At 39.3% G+C, this 16,824-nt stretch carries 10 protein-coding genes; all 10 read left to right on the top strand.

Translation table 11 applies throughout. The features are described from left to right. Window positions 1–5 precede the first annotated feature (5 nt). The 10 genes from pepV (at window position 6) to TZ90_RS06495 (ending at window position 16,814) form a co-directional block, all read left to right on the top strand. A complete protein-coding gene (gene pepV, locus TZ90_RS06540; protein WP_045612124.1) occupies window positions 6–1,406 on the top strand; it encodes a dipeptidase PepV in 1,401 nt (466 codons plus the stop codon). A gap of 53 nt (window positions 1,407–1,459) precedes the next feature. Further along, the gene (locus TZ90_RS06535; RefSeq protein WP_045612122.1) at window positions 1,460–2,038 is read left to right on the top strand and encodes a uracil-DNA glycosylase family protein; all 579 of its coding nucleotides are present in this window, start codon (window positions 1,460–1,462) and stop codon (window positions 2,036–2,038) included. Window positions 2,039–2,152: 114 nt separating this feature from the next. Further along, on the top strand, window positions 2,153–2,440 hold the full coding sequence (locus TZ90_RS06530) for a rhodanese-like domain-containing protein (protein WP_045612121.1): 288 nt from the start codon (window positions 2,153–2,155) through the stop codon (window positions 2,438–2,440). Window positions 2,441–2,611: 171 nt separating this feature from the next. Continuing rightward, window positions 2,612–3,937 carry a branched-chain amino acid transport system II carrier protein gene (brnQ, locus tag TZ90_RS06525; RefSeq protein ID WP_001074581.1) on the top strand — a complete coding sequence of 442 codons (1,326 nt, stop codon included), beginning with the start codon at window positions 2,612–2,614 and terminating at the stop codon, window positions 3,935–3,937. A gap of 97 nt (window positions 3,938–4,034) precedes the next feature. Continuing rightward, window positions 4,035–5,072 (top strand): M42 family metallopeptidase, encoded by a 1,038-nt coding sequence (locus tag TZ90_RS06520; protein WP_045612119.1) that lies wholly within the window; start codon window positions 4,035–4,037, stop codon window positions 5,070–5,072. Between the two features lies 1 nt (window position 5,073). Further along, window positions 5,074–5,535 (top strand): HIT family protein, encoded by a 462-nt coding sequence (locus tag TZ90_RS06515; protein ID WP_045612117.1) that lies wholly within the window; start codon window positions 5,074–5,076, stop codon window positions 5,533–5,535. Window positions 5,536–5,552: 17 nt separating this feature from the next. Next, window positions 5,553–6,269 (top strand): LD-carboxypeptidase LdcB/DacB, encoded by a 717-nt coding sequence (gene ldcB, locus TZ90_RS06510; protein ID WP_045612114.1) that lies wholly within the window; start codon window positions 5,553–5,555, stop codon window positions 6,267–6,269. Between the two features lie 121 nt (window positions 6,270–6,390). After that, on the top strand, window positions 6,391–6,816 hold the full coding sequence (gene rplK, locus TZ90_RS06505) for a 50S ribosomal protein L11 (RefSeq protein ID WP_001085807.1): 426 nt from the start codon (window positions 6,391–6,393) through the stop codon (window positions 6,814–6,816). Between the two features lie 97 nt (window positions 6,817–6,913). After that, complete coding sequence (gene rplA, locus TZ90_RS06500) at window positions 6,914–7,603, top strand: 50S ribosomal protein L1 (RefSeq protein WP_001085675.1); 690 nt, start codon at window positions 6,914–6,916, stop codon at window positions 7,601–7,603. A 1,051-nt stretch (window positions 7,604–8,654) separates the two neighbouring features. Next, entirely contained in the window at window positions 8,655–16,814 is an 8,160-nt protein-coding gene (locus TZ90_RS06495; protein WP_045612112.1) for a YSIRK-type signal peptide-containing protein, read from the top strand. Window positions 16,815–16,824: the final 10 nt, after the last annotated feature.

Here is a 16,824-nt window from a genome sequence, read left to right as displayed (position 1 = left end):
AAAAAATGACAACAATTGATTTTACAGCAGAAGTAGAAAAACGTAAAGAAGACCTCTTGGCTGACTTGTTTAGCCTTTTAGAAATCAACTCTGAACGTGATGACAGCAAGGTTGATGCTGAGCATCCATTTGGACCTGGGCCGGTAAAAGCTTTGGAGAAATTCCTTGAAATTGCAGACCGCGATGGCTACCCAACTAAAAATGTTGACAACTACGCAGGACATTTCGAGTTTGGTGATGGAGAAGAAGTTCTCGGAATCTTTGCCCACATGGACGTAGTGCCTGCTGGTAGCGGTTGGGACACAGACCCTTACACACCAACTATCAAAGACGGTCGTCTTTATGCGCGTGGAGCTTCTGACGATAAGGGTCCTACAACAGCTTGTTACTATGGTTTGAAAATCATCAAAGAATTGGGTCTTCCAACTTCTAAGAAAGTTCGTTTCATCGTCGGAACAGACGAAGAATCAGGTTGGGCAGATATGGACTACTACTTCGAGCACGTAGGACTTGCGAAGCCAGACTTCGGTTTCTCTCCAGACGCTGAATTCCCTATCATCAATGGTGAAAAAGGAAATATCACGGAATACCTCCACTTTGCAGGTGAAAATGCAGGTGTTGCCCGTCTTCACAGCTTCACAGGTGGTTTGCGTGAAAACATGGTTCCTGAATCAGCAACAGCAGTTGTTTCAGGTGACTTAGCTGACTTGCAAAGTAAACTAGATACTTTTGTTGCAGAACACAAACTCAGAGGAGAAATTCAAGAAGAAGCTGGCCAATACAAGGTGACGATCATTGGTAAATCAGCCCACGGTGCTATGCCTGCTTCAGGTGTCAATGGTGCAACTTACCTAGCTCTCTTCCTCAGTCAGTTTGACTTTGCAGGACCAGCTAAAGACTACCTTGACATCGCTGGTAAAATTCTCTTGAACGACCATGAGGGTGAAAATCTCAAGATTGCCCATGTGGATGAAAAGATGGGTGCCCTTTCTATGAATGCGGGTGTCTTCCGCTTCGATGAAGCAAGTGCTGATAATACCATTGCCCTTAATATCCGCTATCCAAAAGGAACAAGCCCAGAGCAAATCAAGTCAATCCTTGAAAACTTGTCAGTTGCTTCTGTTAGCCTTTCTGAGCACGGGCATACCCCTCACTATGTGCCAATGGAAGATCCACTTGTGCAAACCTTGTTGAATGTCTATGAAAAACAAACTGGCCTTAAAGGTCACGAGCAAGTTATCGGTGGTGGAACCTTTGGTCGTTTGCTCGAACGCGGAGTTGCCTACGGTGCCATGTTCCCAGACTCAATTGACACCATGCACCAAGCCAATGAATTTATCGCCTTGGACGATCTCTTCCGAGCTGCAGCAATCTATGCCGAAGCTATTTATGAATTGATCAAATAAAACGATAGAAGTCTGAGATTGTATGCTTAGACTTCTTTTTGGAGGGAAAGTAGATGTCTCAAATCGAAAGAATCAAGCAAGCCATTATGGCGGATCCGCAGAATGCTACCTATACAAAGCGTGGCATCGAGCCTCTCTTTGCAGCGCCAAAGACTGCTCGCATCAATATCATCGGTCAAGCGCCTGGTCTTAAAACCCAAGAAGCAGGCCTTTACTGGAAAGATAAGAGTGGTGACCGCTTGCGCGACTGGCTAGGTGTGGATGAAGATACCTTTTACAATTCAGGATATTTTGCTGTTCTGCCTATGGATTTCTACTTTCCAGGGCATGGCAAGTCAGGTGATTTACCACCGAGAACTGGCTTTGCTGAAAAATGGCATCCGCAGCTCTTGCAAGAATTACCAGATATTCAATTGACCCTTTTGATTGGTCAATATGCCCAGGCCTACTATTTAAAGGAGAAAATCAGTGGCAAGGTGACAGAACGGGTAAAACATTACCAGAACTACTTGCCAACCTATTTTCCACTAGTTCACCCCTCGCCGCGAAATCAAATCTGGATGGCTAAAAATACTTGGTTTGAGTCAGAAGTGGTGCCAGATTTGAAAAAAAGAATTAAAACTATTTTATAGTCAATGAAAATCAAAGAGCAAACTAGGAAGCTAGCCGCAGGCTGTACTTGAGTACGGTAAGGCGACGCTGACGTGGTTTGAATTTGATTTTCGAAGAGTATTAGGAGAAAAAGAATGAAAGAAATAACCTTTGACGCATTTTACCAGCTTTACCAAAATGAGCAACTTTCTTTAGTGGACGTGAGAGAAGTGGATGAGTTTGAAGCTCTTCATTTAGAAGGTGCTCAGAATCTTCCTCTGAGTCAATTGGCCGATATCTATGATCAGTTGGACAAGAACCAGTTGCATTATGTCATTTGTAAATCTGGAATGAGATCGGCGCGTGCTTGCCAATTCTTATCAGAACAAGGTTATGAGGTTATCAATGTCCAAGGTGGCATGATGGCCTTTGAAGAACTTTAAACATTACAATTTTCTCCTACTTGGTGTAATCTCGGTAGGAGAATTTTATTTTTAGATAATTCTTATTTTTAAGAATCTTGAAAACATTCAATATTTACTTCGTGAAGCTTTTTTCATACTCCTATTCATGATATACTAGGTCAGTATTTTATAAATATGAAGGAGATTTTCATGGCTAAAAAAGGTGCCCTAACAGGTTTGCTCCTGTTTGGAATATTTTTTGGTGCGGGAAACTTGATTTTTCCGCCTTCTCTAGGTGCTCTATCTGGAGAACATTTTCTTCCTGCCATCGCAGGTTTTGTCTTTTCAGGCGTCGGTATCGCCGTATTGACTCTTATTATTGGAACGCTAAATCCTAAAGGATATATCTATGAGATTTCAACAAAGATAGCGCCTTGGTTTGCGACTCTATACCTCTCAGTTCTTTACTTGTCAATCGGTCCATTTTTTGCTATCCCACGTACAGCTACAACAGCTTACGAAGTAGGGATTAGCCCTCTTTTGTCGGATGCAAATAAAGGTCTTGGTTTGATTGTCTTTACGGTTCTGTATTTTGCAGCGGCTTATTTAATCTCGCTTAATCCATCAAAAATCTTGGACCGTATCGGCCGTATTTTAACGCCAGTCTTTGCGATTTTGATTGTTATCTTGGTTGTTCTGGGAGCTTTCAAATACGGTGGAACAAGTCCTCAAGCTGCTTCAGCTGCTTATCAAGCTTCTGCTTTTGGGACAGGATTCTTAGAAGGTTATAATACTTTGGACGCCCTTGCCTCAGTTGCCTTTAGTGTGATTGCAGTTCAAACCTTGAAACAACTTGGTTTCTCAAGTAAGAAAGAATACATTTCAACTATTTGGGTGGTTGGTATCGTTGTTGCCCTTGCCTTCAGCGCTCTTTATATCGGTTTAGGTTTCCTTGGAAATCATTTCCCGGTACCAGCTGAGGCTATGAAGGGTGGAACACCAGGTGTTTACATCTTGTCACAAGCCACTCAAGAAATTTTTGGCTCAACAGCTCAACTCTTCCTGGCAGCTATGGTTACCGTAACCTGCTTCACAACAACTGTTGGTTTGATTGTGTCAACAGCTGAGTTCTTTAATGAACGCTTCCCGCAAATCAGCTACAAGGTTTATGCGACAGCCTTTACTTTGATTGGATTTGCCATTGCCAATTTGGGTCTTGATGCGATTATCAAGTACTCAATCCCTGTACTGGTTATTTTGTACCCAATCACGATTGCCATCGTTATGATTGTCATTGTCAACAAATTTGTTGCCCTTTCAAAACCAGGTATGCAGTTGACAATTGCTGTGGTTACAGCTATTGCCATTGCAAGCGTATTAGGAAGCTCGTTTAAGGTTGAGTTTCTTGCAAACCTTGTCAACGCTCTTCCTTTTGCCAAGGCATCACTCCCATGGTTAGTACCAGCCATTGTCGGAATCTTACTCTCATTGGTTCTACCAAACAAGCAAGAAAGCGATGTTTTTGAAATGGAATAATCATTAAAATCACTTTTGTAGCCAAGTCTACAGGAGTGATTTTCTTTTTTTATCCGATGATAAATGTGTTATAATAGGTAGCAAAAGAGGTGAAGAAATGAATCAAACAGTAGAATATATCAAAGAACTGACAGCTATTGCATCGCCAACGGGCTTCACTCGTGAGATTTCAGACTATTTAGTCAAGACTTTAGAAGGTTTTGGTTACCAGCCGGTTCGCACAGCCAAGGGTGGTGTCAATGTGACCATCAAAGGTCAAAATTATGAAGAGCATCGCTATGTGACTGCCCATGTGGATACGCTGGGGGCCATTATCCGTGCTGTCAAACCAGACGGCCGTCTCAAACTGGATCGTATCGGTGGCTTTCCTTGGAACATGATTGAAGGTGAAAACTGTACCGTTCATGTGGCTAGCACAGGTGAAACAGTATCAGGAACCATCCTTATCCACCAAACATCTTGCCATGTCTATAAGGATGCAGGAACTGCAGAACGCACGCAGGACAATATGGAAGTGCGTTTGGATGCAAAAGTAACAAATGAAAAAGAAACTCGTGCCTTGGGGATTGAGGTCGGTGATTTTATCAGTTTTGACCCACGAACTGTCGTGACAGAGACAGGTTTTATCAAGTCTCGTCATTTGGACGATAAGGTCAGTGCAGCGATTTTGCTTAATCTGCTTCGTATTTATATGGAAGAGAAGATTGAGTTACCTGTAACAACCCATTTTGCTTTTTCAGTCTTTGAAGAAGTGGGGCATGGGGCTAATTCTAATATTCCTGCTCAGGTAGTAGAATATCTGGCTGTGGATATGGGAGCAATGGGAGATGACCAGCAAACAGACGAATATACAGTGTCTATCTGTGTCAAGGATGCTTCTGGACCTTATCACTATGACTTCCGTCAACATTTGGTGGCTTTGGCGAAAGAGCAAGATATTCCATTTAAGTTGGATATCTATCCATTTTATGGATCGGACGCTTCAGCGGCCATGTCAGCAGGTGCAGAGGTCAAGCATGCCCTCCTTGGTGCGGGAATCGAGTCCAGTCACTCTTATGAGCGCACCCACATTGATTCAGTAGTGGCGACTGAGCGTATGGTTGACGCCTATCTCAAGAGCGAGGAGGTATCATAGAATGTGCTTAATCTGTCAGAGAATCGAACTCATCAAAGCTGGAGAAAATCCCTACTTTGTCAAAGAACTAGAAACAGGATATGTAGTTATTGGAGACCACCAATACTTCAAGGGCTATACCTTATTTTTAGCAAAGGAGCATGTCACAGAACTCCACCATATGGAGACTTCTGTAAAACTTCATTTTCTAGAGGAAATGAGTTTAGTCCAAGAAGCTGTTGCCAAAACGTTTAAAGCTGAAAAGATGAACATTGAACTTCTAGGAAATGGCGATGCCCACGCTCATTGGCATCTTTTTCCGCGAAGAGCAGGTGATATGAAGGGGCACGGACTTAATGGCCGTGGCCCAGTCTGGTGGGTGCCCTGGGAAGAAATGGCAGCAGAAGATTGCCAAGTACAATCGCCAGAGCTGGAAGAGATGATTAAAATCTTATCTCATGAATTAGAGAAGCATTTGGCCTAAGAGAGAGGAAGAAAGAAATGAAAAAAAGATATGTCATTTTATCTGGTTTACTAGCATTGACTCTTGCAGCTTGTTCGCAAGAAAAAACGAAACTTGAAGAAAATACTCAAAAGACGGAGCAAAGCAGTCAACCGGAAGGAACTGTAGGCAGCAAATCTCAAGCTTCTAGTCAGAAAAAGGCAGAAGTTAGCAATAAAGGAAACTATTATAGTATCCAAGGAAAATACGATGAAATCATCGTAGCAAATAAACACTATCCATTGTCGAAAGACTACAATCCAGGGGAAAATCCAACAGCCAAAGCAGAGTTGCTCAAACTCATCAAAGCTATGCAAGAGGCAGGTTTCCCAATCAGTGACCATTACAGTGGTTTTAGAAGTTATGAAACTCAGACCAAGCTCTATCAAGATTATGTCAACCAAGATGGGAAGGCAGCAGCTGACCGTTACTCTGCCCGACCTGGCTATAGTGAGCACCAGACAGGTTTAGCCTTTGATGTGATTGGGACAAATGGTGATTTGGTGACAGAAGAAAAAGCGGCCCAATGGCTCTTGGACCATGCGGCTGATTATGGTTTTGTTGTCCGTTATCTCAAAGGCAAGGAAAAGGAAACAGGCTATATGGCTGAAGAATGGCACCTTCGTTATGTCGGAAAAGAAGCAAAAGAAATTGCTGCAAGTGGTCTCAGTTTGGAAGAATACTACGGCTTTGAAGGCGGAGATTATGTCGATTAAAAATAAACTTTTCTCTTGCAATTCTAGATAAATAGTGTATAATAGATGAGTATGTGTAAAGCATACTTGTGGGAGGTAAAAATCTTTAATTACCGCCAAAACCACAAAGGAGGATTTAAAAATGGCTAAAAAAGTCGAAAAACTTGTAAAATTGCAAATCCCTGCTGGTAAAGCTACACCAGCTCCACCGGTTGGACCTGCTCTTGGTCAAGCTGGTATCAACATCATGGGATTCACAAAAGAGTTCAACGCTCGTACAGCTGACCAAGCTGGTATGATCATTCCAGTTGTTATCTCAGTTTACGAAGATAAATCATTTACTTTCATCACTAAAACACCACCAGCTGCTGTTCTTTTGAAAAAAGCTGCAGGTGTTGAAAAAGGATCAGGTACACCTAACAAAACTAAAGTTGCTACAGTTACTCGTGCGCAAGTACAAGAAATTGCAGAAACTAAGATGCCAGATTTGAACGCAGCAAACGTAGAGTCTGCAATGCGTATGATCGAAGGTACTGCTCGTTCTATGGGATTCACTGTTGTTGACTAATCAATAACACCCCCAATATAACCCGCAAGACTTCATCATTTCGAGAAGTGACGTGGGAGATGAAAATCGATTGAACCACTTACAAGGAGAATAGAAAATGGCTAAAAAAAGCAAACAACTTCGTGCTGCTCTTGAGAAAATCGACAGCACAAAAGCATACAGCGTAGAAGAAGCTGTAGCACTTGCAAAAGAAACTAACTTTGCAAAATTTGACGCAACTGTAGAAGTTGCTTACAACTTGAACATCGACGTTAAAAAGGCTGACCAACAAATCCGTGGAGCAATGGTATTGCCAAACGGTACTGGTAAAACTTCACGTGTTCTTGTTTTCGCACGTGGTGCAAAAGCTGAAGAAGCAAAAGCTGCTGGTGCAGACTTTGTTGGTGAAGATGACCTTGTTGCTAAAATCAACGACGGTTGGTTGGACTTCGACGTAGTTATTGCTACACCTGACATGATGGCTCTTGTTGGACGTCTTGGACGTGTCCTTGGACCACGTAACTTGATGCCAAACCCTAAAACTGGTACTGTAACTATGGATGTTGCTAAAGCAGTTGAAGAGTCTAAAGGTGGTAAAATCACTTACCGTGCTGACCGTGCAGGTAACGTTCAAGCAATCATCGGTAAAGTATCATTTGAAGCTGAAAAATTGGTTGAAAACTTCAAAGCTTTCAACGAAACAATCCAAAAAGCAAAACCAGCTACAGCTAAAGGAACTTACGTAACAAACTTGACTATCACAACTACTCAAGGTGTTGGTATCAAAGTTGACGTAAACTCACTTTAATCAGTAGTTTATATCAGAGAACGAGTGCGAAAGTGCTCGTTTTTTTGTCTTTAGTTATTGATTCTAAAGAATCGATGTGACTTCATTTGTTTTTACTTTTATGATTTAGTAGAAAAAATAATTAAAAAAATTTAGAGAAAGTTTTGTATTCTATTATTGAAATTGTTGAGGTTATGGGATAAAATCCGAACGATTTTTTCTAGAGGTATTAATGGTAGATGCATAGATAAGTGTATAGATTCTTAAAAATGTTAACAAAAGCTTATAAAACGGCCGCAAATATAATATTTAGGTTATAAAAATAACTAAAACATAAAATATTCAATTGAAAGATGAATGTGAAAAACTGTACGTTATATTCGGATGTTTGTTTAAAAACTCATCAAATAAAAATATTATTTAATGAGATTTAAAAAAATAAAATAAAAAGCGAAAGATTTATAAGAGATTTGACGGTTCAAAATAAAAAGTGCTTGCAAAATATTTGAAAACATGGTATTATAATTATGCATGTTAATTGTGGATGATAAAAATTCCTCTTTTAAGTTTTAAGAGAGGAATTTTTATTTTTATCTATATATTAAATTTTAAAATTCCATATTATATATAAAGTAAGATAAAGTTTATATTTTATCGACAATAGATATAATATAGCTATAAATACTTATATAATGTAAATTTAAATATTATTACCAGATGAAACAATATAATAACATATAAAATATAGAAATAAGATTTCATTTTATACAATATCAGGATAAGGACTTTATTTGTATGAAATAAGATAAAATATCAATAAAAATATTTGTTTTATAAAGATAAAGTCACTATATAAGTAATAATTTAAACAATTATTTATTTGTTATCATATTTATTGCTAAAAAAACTTAAAAATGATAAAATGGCTTTGAATATTGATGGTGTTTGCTGGTACTATCTAAAAGATGGTCCTCTAAGTATTTTAGAAAATATAAAGTGGTCTTTTTATGTATCATCTTGGCTATTAATATCGCTAATAATCAGACTATTTTATGGAGGATATTTGTCAAAAATGAAGGACAAGCAGAAAGATTTTCGAACGGAAAAGTACATTCGTTACGGTATTCGTAAGTATAGTTTCGGTGCAGCATCAGTAGCTATTGCAGCTGGATTGATGTTTCTTGGTAACGGCGCAGTATCTGCGACGGAAGTACAAGGTGCGGAAACTGGAGTAGCAGCAACTTCAGCTAAAAAAGATAATCAGAATACTGCAGAAGTAAAACCAGAAACTGAAAAAACTGCAGAAGCAAAACCTGAAGTGAAAGCAGAAGAGGCTAAAAAAGTCAACAAGGCAATACTGGAAGCAAGTATCGCGACTTTAGAATCTAAACTTGCAACTGCAAAATATGCGGATGCTACAGTAGTAAATTCAGCTAAGGAAGTATTGGCAACAGCTAAAGCAGCTCTTGCTAAGGCAGAGGCTAGCCAAGCCGATGTAGATGCACAAGCAGCAACTGTATCAGCATTAAGTACTGTAGTTACTGAGTCAAATACTGCTGGTTTCGATAAGAAAGAAGCAGCTGAAAAAGAAGCAGCAAAAGCTGAAGCAGAAAAAACTGCAACTCCAGTTGAAAAAGCTCTTTCAGTAGCTACAACAACTCTGACGCAAGTATCGTCAGAAGCTGAAGTAACTAACAAATTGGCTGAAACTGAACTTGCTAAGGCAGATGTCAAAGAAGAAAACAAGGCAGCAGTTACTGCAGCAGTCGCTAAAAACCAAGCAGTTCTTACTGAAACTAAGGCTCTTCTTGCTGATAAGAGTGTTACAAAAGAGCAAGTAGATGCACAATTGGAACGCCTTAACGAATCAATCCTTGCAGTTTATAATGAATTGAAAAACGCAGGAATCGGCCGTGATGGTAGATACGGAGTTGCTCTTTCAGCTAATGAAGGCTATACAGCTAACTCTACAGCTTTAAGAAAAGAAAATGGCGAGTTTGATGGTTCGACTGGTAAATCTTACAAAGTACTAGACGGTAACGACAAATATAAAATTTATGTTCATGGATATCAATCAGACAATACAGATGTGCCTGCGGCTAATAGTGGACAAGCAGGGATAAGTGGTCGTACTGATATTCCTTTATCAAAAACAGAAGCTCAGAAACTTGGTCGTGAAGCTGCTCTATGGAAAGGGAAACTTCGTGCTACAGGAAAAACTAATGGGAATACAATATGGGGTGCGGGTGGATCTTATGAATATTTAGCGACAGAAATTTATGGATACACATATGAACAAGGCAATCACTACGTGTATATCACTGATGCTAAAAAACGTTTCACTTTATCACCAGAAGCAGAAGCTGCGGGATATAAAATTAAAGATATCAAACTAAGTAACTTAGTTCCTGGTACGGGATATAATGAAAAAACAGATACTGTAGAAGGATACGTAGCATCTACTCTTCAAAATGGTGTTTATGATATGCGTTATATCGTCACTGTTGAAAAAGACGGTCAAACTCAAGATATTACTTTCCGTGACTTAACAGCTGGATGGGTTGGATGGCAAGACTCAACAGCTCCATTAATTAAAGGTAAATCTACAATGGTCACAATTGGAGATGAAGTGAACCATAATATTAAATATGTTGATAACGATGGAATGAGTCGTGATGAAAGAACTGGTTATGTATACAGAAGTAATGGAGAAAAAGTTGTTGCCGGTTCAAAAACGGCTCCTGGAGGCACGAATGGAGCAACTTTTACTGCAGTTGATGGATCTAAAGTAAATACCGAGAACGGACCACAAACTGTCACAGCCCACACAGCCTTAAATGGTAATTTTACGGGAAGTAAAACTTCGATAAATGATGTTGTACCAGGATTAAATTATGATCCAAAAACTGGAAATATTACAGGAACAGCGTCAGAAGCTGGAATTTATACAGCAAATGTTTACGCCAAAGACTATAATAATACAACCAATGCGAAAAATCAGGATTGGAATATGTATGGTCAAGAAGCTCATGAAAATATTACGATTGCAGTAGCTCCAAAAATTACTGTATCTAATGTTGAAGCGTATGCAACAAAAGTTCCAGTATCTGTTTCTAACGGTGCTAATAAAGCAGAAATCACAATGCCAGATGGAACAGTTACAAAATTAGTTGTAAAAGACGGTAAATGGACTGTAGCTGCAGGAACTACTAATACAGCTGTAAAAGAAGGAGATCAATTAGGAGATGCTTCAGCAACAGCAGCGTCTAAAATTAATATTCCTGTTACTTCAGACTCTACACAATATGTTGGAGTAGATAGTATTGTAGCGAAAGCAACAACTGATAAAGTTCGTGCAGACTTACAACGTGAAGTTGTGAAAGTGAAAGATGCAAATAATAAAGAATATACAGCTACATTTAATAGTGCAACTGGTAAATATACGCTTCCAAATGAAGACGCATATGTCTTAAAAGACAATGGAGATGGAACTACAACATTAACAGAACGTCGTGTTTATACAGATGCAAAAGCAGATGGTAGTGTTGACTATATTGTATACGAATTCACTCGTACATGGAATGCAACATCTTCAGCAGCTACTTTAACAGAAAAAGTTGCAGAAATTCGTAAGAATGGTGAAGTAACAGCCGTAGGAGATGTAACTCGTACAGTTACTGCATTACCAAAAGCGCAAACAGCTGATACAAAAGGAGTTACGGTTACTGTAACTTATGATTCAGCAACAAATACATGGACTGCTTCTGATGGGTCTACAGTTACTGCTGAAAAATCAAATGCTGGATGGAAGATTTCTACAGATTCAGGATTTAAAGGATATGTAGCTTTCCGTGAAGCAACAGGAACAGACGTAGCTTCTATTCAAAATGATAAACCAACTGGAACTTCAACAAGTTATTCAGATACTCAAGGGAATTCTGTAGACTTATTGAAATCACCAAAAGCAAATGTAGCATTTGAAGATAAAATTGACGATGAGTCAGATGATGCTCAATCTGAGACAATTAAAACTAAATTAACAGTAACTTCACCAAGTGGAGCTAAAAAAGAATTTAATTTAGCAGAAGCAGAAGAAAAAGCATATATTCAAGCACAACGTACTGCAGCAGAAAAAACAAAAGCAGCAGCAGAAGCGATTGCGAACGCTCAAGGAGCAAATAATGAATTAGCGAAAATTCAAGAATTAGTAGACCGTCAAGATAGAATTGTAGAAGATGCTCAAAAAGCTTTAGACGATTTAAATCTTCGTACAATTTCACCAACAGCGAGAGATTTAGCTGAGAAGAAATTAAATGCGGCAAAAGAACAACAAGCATCACTAAAAGCAGAATTAGATAAAGCGGCAGCAGCATTACCTGATGTAGAAGCAAAAGTGAAATCAGCTCGTGATGAAGCTCTTGCAGCTGAAAAAGCTGTAGAAACAGCTCGTGAAGCATTGAAAACAGCAGCTGAGAAAAACTTAGCAAACCCAGAAATCGCAGCATATACATTAGGTGAGTATGGAAGTTATAAAGTAACAGTAAGATCTGTTGACTCAAATGGTGTTGTAACAACTCCAACAGTAGGAAAAACAGATTCAGGAGAAGTTACAGAAGATGCAGTTGCAGAAACAACTTACTACATCGTGGTTTCTAAACCTGAAAAATCTTCTGGTGCAGAAGGTCAAGAACAAACTGATTCAATGGAAACAGGATTCAAGACTGGTTTACCAAATGATGCAGAAGTATCTGACTACAAACTAGTTGATCCAGTATCAGGTAAAAAAGTAAATTCTGTAACTACTGATGAAGGTACTTATGAAATTGATGAAAACACAGGTAAAGTAAACTTCACACCAGCTCCAGGATTTATTGGTACGGCTAAACCTTTAACAGTTTCAGCTAATGTAGCGTTAACAGGAGATGATGGTCAACCAGTAGTAGTAGAATCTTCAACTACTTACACACCAACTGTATATGGTGTTAAACCATCAAATGATGAAACTAAAGGAAAACAAGGACAACCTCAAGAATCTAAATCAGGAAAAGATCGTTTCTCTGAATTAAATACAGGAACTAATACTCCAGATGGCACAAATGTAGACTGGTCTACAGCGAAGTACTCACTAGAAGGTGCTGATGAAGAAGGTAAAGTTGTAGTACCAGGAGAAGGAACATATACAATCGATAAAGATGGTAAAGTAACATTCACTCCAGAACCAAGCTTCAAAGGTAAAGCAAAAGGAGTAGATGTTAAAGTAGCTGTAACAGCAACAGATTCAGAAGGAAATAAAGTTGAAGTTACATCTAGTGGGGATTATACTCCAGAAGTGGAAGCGATAGAACCAACTGCAGAACCAAAAGAAACAAGTGGAAAACAAGGTAAACCACAAACTCAAGATGCTACTACAATGTTCAAAGAAGGTGACGAAACAGCGCCAATCGATAAATCTACAGTGAAACTTGTAGATCCAACAGGTGCAGAAGTCACAACAATGCCAGCTCTTAAAGATGGAAAAGAAGTAGGTACTTATACTTTAGATCCAGAAACTGGAGTAATTACATTCCAACCAGATAAAGACTTTACTGGAACACCAGACCCAGCTAAAGTAACAGCGGCAGACAAAAACGGAACAAAAGTAGAAACAACTTATACTCCAACTGTGACTCCAGTAGTACCAGAAGGACAAGATAAAACTACGACAAACCTTCAAGGAAAACCTCAACAAAGTAAAGTAGTCTTTACACCAGGGGACGATGAATTCCCAATCGATGATAAAGTTCCGGCAACATTTGAAGATGGAACAACTGAAAAAGTAGTACCAGGAGAAGGAACATACACAGTAGATTCAGATGGAACAGTTCACTTCCAACCAGAAAAAGACTTCACAGGAGTAGCTAAAGGTGTAACTGTAAAACGTGTTGATACCAATGGAACACCAGCTACTGCGAAATACACACCGATTGTTAAACCAGTAGTACCACAAGGATTCGATAATGTGACTACAGGAGTACAAGGTCAAGAACAAAATGGTAAACCTTACTTCAAACCAGGTAATGAAGCAGTACCAATCGATTACGATAAACCAGCAACATTACTTGACCCAGAAACGAAGCAACCTGTTCCTTCAAATGAACTTCCAGCGAAAGATCCAGAAGGAAATGTAATCGGTAAATATACTTTAGATCCGACTACAGGAGTAGTGAAATTCACACCAGAAGATAAATCATATGTAGGGCCAGTACAACCAGTAACAGTTCAACGTGTTGATAAAAACAATACACCGGCAACAGCTGATTATACTCCAGTAATCGTAGGGGTTAAACCAACAGCTAAGCCAGCTGAATCAACGGATGTACAAGGTGCAACACAAAAACAACCTATTACATTCAAAGGTGGAACTGCAGATTTAGAAGATCCAGTTGGAAATCCAATTAAATCAGATCCAGTACTGATTAATCCAGGTTCAGTTACATTAGTAGGTGAAGATGGAAAACCAACTAATGAAGTGGTTGTAAAAGATCCAAAAGATCCAAATAAAGTAATTGGTAAGTATACTCTTGTAAAAGAACCTGGTAAAGATCCAGTTGCAGTATACACACCAGAAGACAAAACATATGTAGGACAAGTTCCACCGGTAACTATTCAAGCAGCAGATATGAATGGAACTCCAGTAAGAACTACGTACACACCTAACATTAAACCTGTAACACCAACAGCGACACCAGCTGAAACAACAGATATTCAAGGTAAAGCACAAACAGGATTACCAGAATTCAAAGGTGGAAAAGTAACGGTTAATGATGAAGAGAAAGTTGTTCCAATTGACGAAACAAAAGCTCCAAAACTAATTGATCCAACAACAGGACAACCAACTGATAAAGTTGTAGTAGAAGGCGAAGGAACATACACAATCGAAGATGGTAAAGTTAAATTCCAACCAGAACCACAATTTACAGGAACAGCTACAGGTGTAGAAGTTCAACGTGAAGATACAAACGGAACACCTGTAAAAGCTAAATACACTCCAACGGTAACTCCAGTTAAACCAACAGGAGAAGACGTTACGTCAGAAGATGTACAAGGTGCTGAACAAAATGGAACACCAAAATTCACACCAGGAAATACTGATGTTGCAATTACAATTACTGATGAGCAACCAGCGAAATTAATCGATCCAGAAACAGGGAAGCCAACTGATAAAACCACAATAGTGATTCCTGATGAAGGAAAATACACAATCGATCCTAAGACTGGAGAAGTAACATTCACACCAGAACCACAATTTACTGGTCAAGCAACAGGGGTAACTGTTCAAGTGAAAGATGCGAACGGAACACCTGTAGAAGCAAGCTATACACCTAAAGTTAAAGGTGTAACTCCAACAGCAACACCAGCTAAATCTAAAGATATTCAAGGTAAACCACAAACAGGATTACCAGAATTCAAAGGTGGAACAGTAACGGTTAATGGTGTACCAAAAACTGTTGAGATTGATGAAACAAAAGCACCTAAACTTCTTGATCCAGAAACAGGAGAACCAACTGATGAACCAGTAGTAATTCCTGGAGAAGGAACATACACAATCGAAGATGGTAAAGTTAAATTCCAACCAGAACCACAATTTACTGGAAAAGGAGAAGGTGTAGAAGTTCAACGTGTAGATAAGAATGGAACGCCAGTAACAGCTAAGTATACTCCAAAAGTAGTGCCAGTAACTCCAACTGGAGAAGATAAGACATCAGTAGGACCTAAAGGTCAACCACAAACAGGAACACCAGTATTCAATGGTGGATCAGTGAAAATCAATGGAAAAGAAGAAACTGTTGAAATTAATACTGACGAACCAGCGAAACTAATCGATCCTAAGACAGGTGATCCAGTTGATTCTGTAACAGTTGAAGGCGAAGGAACATACAAAATTAATCCTAAGACTGGAGAAGTAACATTCACACCAGAACCAGAATTCCTAGGAACAGCTACAGGAGTAACTGTACAACGTGTAGATAAGAACGGAACAGAAGTAACGGCTAAATACACTCCAACAGTAACACCAGTAACAGCGACTGTAGACAAAACTACAGAAGGACCTAAGAATACTCCTCAATCTGAAACTCCAGAGTTCACAGGAGACGTAGATTTAGATGTACCACCAACATTCTCTGATGGTTCAACTAAGATGGTTGTTGACGGAGAAGGAACTTATACTATCGATAAAGATGGTAAAGTAACATTTACTCCAGAAGCAGATTACGTAGGAACTGGAGAAGGTGTGACTGTTGTAAGAAAAGATAAAGCAGGAAAAGATATTTCTGCGAAATACACTCCAACAGTTCGTCCAGGAACAGACTATGTAGATGAAAATGGTAAAGAAATTCCAGGATTCCCAAGTAAAGATGGAGAACAACCTAAGGTAGATATTCCAGGATATAGATATAAAGAAACAATCACTGATGAGCATGGAAATACTCGTCATATCTATGAACAAGTGAAAACATTCTTCAAGGATAAAGATGGAAATCCAATTCCAAAAGTTCCAACTGAAAAAGGAAAACAACCTAAAAAAGATATCCCAGGCTACCGCTTCGTAGAAACTAAACCACTTCCAAATGGAGATACAGAGCACATCTACGAAAAAGTGAAAACATTCTTCAAGGATAAAGATGGAAATCCAATTCCAAATACTCCAACAGAAGAAGGCGAACAACCTAAGAAAGATATTCCAGGCTACCGCTTTGTGGAAACTAAACCACTTCCAAACGGAGATGTTGAACATGTCTACGAAAAAGTACCAACTCCATCACCTGTTCCTCAACCAAATCCAGGCAACCAAAATATTACAACTTGGACAGATGAAAATGGTAATCCAGTGAAACCATCTGAGCCAGGTTCTAAGGAGCCAGGAACAATTCCAGGTTATGAATATGTGAAGACTGTGACGGATCCGAATGGAAGTATCAGACATATCTTCAGAAAAGTTCAAACTCCAACCCCAGTTGAACCAAGTCAACCAGTTGAGCCAGCAACTCCAGCAATGCCTGAACAGCCAGCTAAACCTCAAGTACCGGCTACTCCAGCACAACCAGTACAAGAAACAGCAGTGAAAGAAGCTGAAGCTAAGCGTGAATTGCCAAATACTGGTACAGAAGACAATGCTCGTCTTGCAGCACTTGGACTTCTCGGAGTATTGAGTGGATTTGGTCTTGTAGCTCGCAAGAAGAAAGAAGACTAAGCTTTCTAAT

Source organism: Streptococcus mitis (genome assembly GCF_000960005.1).
Lineage (GTDB): Bacteria > Bacillota > Bacilli > Lactobacillales > Streptococcaceae > Streptococcus > Streptococcus mitis_CK.
The sequence above is the reverse complement of the archived record's forward strand: the minus strand, read 5'-3'. Positions and strand labels throughout refer to the sequence as shown.

Coding starts and splice junctions, on each gene's coding strand:
- ldcB (WP_045612114.1), top strand. CDS start 5,553: ATGAAAAAAAGATATGTCATTTTATCTGGTTTACTAGCATTGACTCTT.
- TZ90_RS06495 (WP_045612112.1), top strand. CDS start 8,655: ATGAAGGACAAGCAGAAAGATTTTCGAACGGAAAAGTACATTCGTTAC.
- TZ90_RS06535 (WP_045612122.1), top strand. CDS start 1,460: ATGTCTCAAATCGAAAGAATCAAGCAAGCCATTATGGCGGATCCGCAG.
- brnQ (WP_001074581.1), top strand. CDS start 2,612: ATGGCTAAAAAAGGTGCCCTAACAGGTTTGCTCCTGTTTGGAATATTT.
- TZ90_RS06515 (WP_045612117.1), top strand. CDS start 5,074: ATGTGCTTAATCTGTCAGAGAATCGAACTCATCAAAGCTGGAGAAAAT.
- pepV (WP_045612124.1), top strand. CDS start 6: ATGACAACAATTGATTTTACAGCAGAAGTAGAAAAACGTAAAGAAGAC.
- TZ90_RS06520 (WP_045612119.1), top strand. CDS start 4,035: ATGAATCAAACAGTAGAATATATCAAAGAACTGACAGCTATTGCATCG.
- TZ90_RS06530 (WP_045612121.1), top strand. CDS start 2,153: ATGAAAGAAATAACCTTTGACGCATTTTACCAGCTTTACCAAAATGAG.
- rplA (WP_001085675.1), top strand. CDS start 6,914: ATGGCTAAAAAAAGCAAACAACTTCGTGCTGCTCTTGAGAAAATCGAC.
- rplK (WP_001085807.1), top strand. CDS start 6,391: ATGGCTAAAAAAGTCGAAAAACTTGTAAAATTGCAAATCCCTGCTGGT.